The sequence below is a fragment of the Aquiflexum sp. genome (assembly GCF_977115555.1).
This window is the reverse complement of record NZ_CDSBKL010000378.1, coordinates 1-3,822: the sequence shown is the minus strand read 5'-3', so window position 1 is coordinate 3,822 and position 3,822 is coordinate 1. Positions and strand designations below refer to the sequence as shown.

The 3,822-nt window shown below is 44.0% G+C and carries 4 protein-coding genes; 3 read left to right on the top strand and 1 reads right to left on the bottom strand.

What is annotated here, in order from left to right; all coding sequences use genetic code 11:
- Positions 1-265 precede the first annotated feature (265 nt).
- Positions 266-1,678, top strand: a complete 1,413-nt coding sequence (locus ACZFYI_RS16935) for an alanine/glycine:cation symporter family protein (protein WP_462525310.1) — start codon at positions 266-268, stop codon at positions 1,676-1,678.
- Between the two features lie 38 nt (positions 1,679-1,716).
- On the top strand, positions 1,717-1,920 hold the full coding sequence (locus tag ACZFYI_RS16930) for a hypothetical protein (RefSeq protein WP_462525309.1): 204 nt from the start codon (positions 1,717-1,719) through the stop codon (positions 1,918-1,920).
- A 288-nt stretch (positions 1,921-2,208) separates the two neighbouring features.
- Here ACZFYI_RS16930 and ACZFYI_RS16925 read toward each other — a convergent pair whose 3' ends face one another.
- Complete coding sequence (locus ACZFYI_RS16925; RefSeq protein WP_462525308.1) at positions 2,209-2,616, bottom strand: hypothetical protein; 408 nt, start codon at positions 2,614-2,616, stop codon at positions 2,209-2,211.
- 285 nt (positions 2,617-2,901) lie between these two features.
- On the opposite strand from ACZFYI_RS16925, the gene ACZFYI_RS16920 reads away from it, so the two are divergent.
- Positions 2,902-3,645, top strand: coding sequence for a hypothetical protein (locus ACZFYI_RS16920; protein ID WP_462525307.1), 744 nt, complete (start codon positions 2,902-2,904; stop codon positions 3,643-3,645).
- Positions 3,646-3,822 lie beyond the last annotated feature (177 nt).

Sequence of the window (3,822 nt, the reverse complement as noted above, 5' to 3'; positions counted from 1 at the left end):
GACCCTTCGCTCCACTCAGGGTGACGTTCCCTTAACAAAGGGGGGAGAAGTCGGAAGTACCATATTAATAAGTTAGGAAAACTCTATTTCTTTGCTTTTTCATCTCGATTAAAGAACAAACATTACCGATTTGGACCTTTCGAAATAATTTGAGCAAATAATTTCCGGAAGGTGATATATTTGAATGCAACCCAAAAGGGTTTTATGATTCTTTGACCATGCCACTCCCAAAAACCATTATTCATTAAAAATCAGAATCCCCTTTATGGAACAAATCGTCTATTTCGTCAATGATATTATTTGGAGCAATGCCCTCATCTTTCTTTGTCTTGGTACCGGCATTTACTTTTCATTCACCACCCGATTCTTGCAGGTTCGCTATTTCAAAGCAATGATCCGGCTGCTCATTGTAGGAAAATCTTCCGACAAAGGTGTATCCTCCTTTCAGGCTTTTGCATTAGCACTGTCAGGAAGAATTGGAACCGGAAATATCGCAGGCGTAGCCACAGCCATAGCCATGGGTGGCCCCGGAGCAATTTTTTGGATGTGGGTGATAGCATTTTTGAGCGCTGCCTCCGCTTATGTCGAAGCTACTTTGGGACAGATTTTCCGCGAAGTGAAAGAAGGACAATACCGTGGAGGACCGGCTTTTTACATCGAAAAAGGATTGGGAATCAAATGGTATGCTGCCCTTTTTGCTTTTGTCACCATCATGAGTATGTCACTCCTGCTACCTGGTGTGCAGAGCAACAGCATTGCCTTGAGTGTCCAATCCGCCTTTTCCATTCCTGTGGAAATCACTGGAGGAATAGTCTGTCTGCTTCTTGCCTTGGTCATTTTTGGAGGAGTCAAAAGGATAGGCAAAGTGGCTGAAATCATAGTGCCATTTATGGCCTTGGGTTATATCCTCTTGGCAGTCATCATTATCATAATGAATTTTACCGAAATCCCCAATGTAATCAAACTTATAATTGGCTCTGCATTCAACCTGGAAGCTACCTACTCCGGCGTTTTTGGATTGGCCATTGCTTGGGGGATCAAAAGAGGCATCTACTCCAATGAAGCCGGACAGGGTACCGCACCGCATGCCGCTGCAGCGGCAGAAGTCAGCCATCCTGCCAAACAGGGCTTGGTTCAGGCTTTTTCGGTGTATATCGATACCTTGTTTGTCTGTACCGCCACGGCTTTTATGATTTTGTTTACGGGACAGTTTAACGTCATCAATCCCGAAGGAGGCTTTATTGTGGAAAACCTACCAGGCGTGTCTATCGGGGCAGAATACACCCAAAAGGCCATCAGTCACCATTTCCCTACCATCGGTGCAGGATTTGTAGCGATAGCATTGATGTTTTTTGCATTTACGACCATCATGGCATATTACTATATCGCAGAAACCAACCTGAGTTACCTCCAAAAGGAAGGCAAACAAAAATGGCCTACCTATTTGCTCAGGGCATTGATTTTGATCGCTACATTTTATGGTTCGATCCGTACCGCCGAACTCGCCTGGACCTTTGGTGACATCGGTGTGGGCTTGATGGCATGGCTCAATATCATCGCTATCATCTTGCTTCGCAAACCTGCCCTTGAAGCGCTGAAGGATTTCAAAGCCCAAAAAGATGCGGGCCTCGATCCCACCGCTGACTATAAAGTTATGAGGGAGAAGTGGAGTAAGTAAGGGAGATTCTTAGATTGGAAGATTGGAAGATTGAAGAATTGAAAAGTTGGAAGGTTGGAAAGTTGGGTGAAAAGTACGATGTACGAAGTACCAAGTACAAAGTCTCGGAACCGGAATTGATTAGAGTTGAAAGAAGCCTCTCCTTGACCTATCGACCAGAGGGAGATATCTTTTGGAAGTTGGAAGTCCGAAGGTTGGAAGATAGAGGTTTTGTTGACAAGACTTCTCCTACGTCGAAGTGACAAGGCAAAGCTTCCTATAAAATTGACATTATTCCAAATGGGTCGGTTAAAGGATCTTGGTAAAAAGTGAAAGAAACTTCTCCTTGACCTATCGATCGGAGGGAGATAATTTTTTTAAAGGTTGGAAGTCAGAAGTCGGGAAGTAAGAAGTGAAAGGTGGGGAAAGGACGATGTACCAAGTACGAAGTATCCCAAAGCAATATGGTAATTAGTGAAAGAAACTTCTCCTTGACCTATTGACCGGAGGGAGATATCTTTTCTTTTATGAAGGGAGATAGCCCATAAAAATCAATCATTGATATACGCTTCTTTGAGCAGCTCGATCCTGACGGTTTTTGAGGAAACAGCATTGACTTTCCATTCTTGGGTATATTTTCCTCCCCAAAATTCAATTTCCAATTCGACTACATCCCCTTTGACTTTCCAGGTTCCTGCGAAATCTGAAGTGGTAATGGGAGGCGTGCCACAGAATCCGGAATTGGCGCGGTGGATGAGTTTCCCGTTTTTTTGGAACACATAACCATAGGTATTTTCAGGGATTTTGCTGCTGCGGTCCATGGTAAATCCGGATTCATCGTATTGGATATTGGTCCAGGTCCCGAGGGGAAATTCCCCTGATTCCAAATTGAGGGTTTCCTGTTCCATGCATGAAAAAAGAAGGAGACAAATTGCGAGTAAGGGAAGGATATTTTTCATGGGATTGTTGTTTTGAAGCCATGACGAAGACAGGTGCAGAAATGTTGAGGTAGCAACAGGTTGTTATTTGAAAATTTTTACTACATTCATAGTATTCAAAGTGTCTTGATCACCCCTACATGCACTTTGGGTAAGTTCCACATCGTATCAAAGGTAAGGCTGAGGTAAGGCAGACACGGAGTATCCTGCACTCAGACACGGAGTATCGTCTACTCAGACACGGAGTATGGGTAAGGGAACTGTAACGGGACTATAGGGGAACCCTAACGAAAGGTATACGCAACTATGGCTAGACAAACAGGAATCATTCGCTTTAATGGCCGGATCGGTGGCCTCGATTTTTACCAAAGCGAGGGGGTGGATATGGTTAGGAACAAGACCGGGCCGACAACCAAGCAATTCAAAAAAGACAAAGCTTTTGAAAATTCGAGGAAAGCATCGAGTGATTTTGGGACGGCAGGAAGCTTGGCGGGAAAACTGAAACGTGCGATTTTATACATGTCTTGCCCGGCTTTGAATCCTTACATCAACTCCCAATTGACCGGTAAGTTTATATCCGTTTTGGCGAAGGACAGTATCCATCCCAAGGGTGAGCGGAGAATCCTTTATGGGGATGTCAGCAAACTCGTAGGAATCGACTTTACTGCCAATACCAACCTGCGGTCTACCCTAGGCCGGTTGCCGCACTTGTCAGAAAAAGAGAAAGGCAAGTCCTTCACTTTCGATTTTGGAGAGATCCTCACTCCTCCACTCACTGAAGCGGCGGGTTCCCGACCGTATCAGGTCATCATCGGCTTGGTGGCTTTGTCAGAAGATTCCGAACCCACAGTCAAGTGGCAGGAAAGCGGCATGATGGAAGCCGGACAAGGGCTTTCAGATTTGGGTCAAATGGAACTGTCTTTTGAAACTCCCCAAAGTCAAAAAGTCATTGTGGGAATAGTAGGGATCAAGTTTTTCGATGTGGTCAATGGCCAAACTTATACCCTGAAGGAAGGCGGTGCGATTGGGGTGGTGGGGTGTTTTAAGTAAAAAATGATCCAATTTGGGATAAAGGAAAAAATTTCCCTTTTTTAGTAGAATCAATCTTTACAACATTCAATCCATTTTTCATGCTTTCATTTGAAGAAAAAATAGACTTATTGAATAGATACCTTCTTATTGAGGAAACATATGCGGATAGTTTCAAAAATGAGATATTGCTTTGGT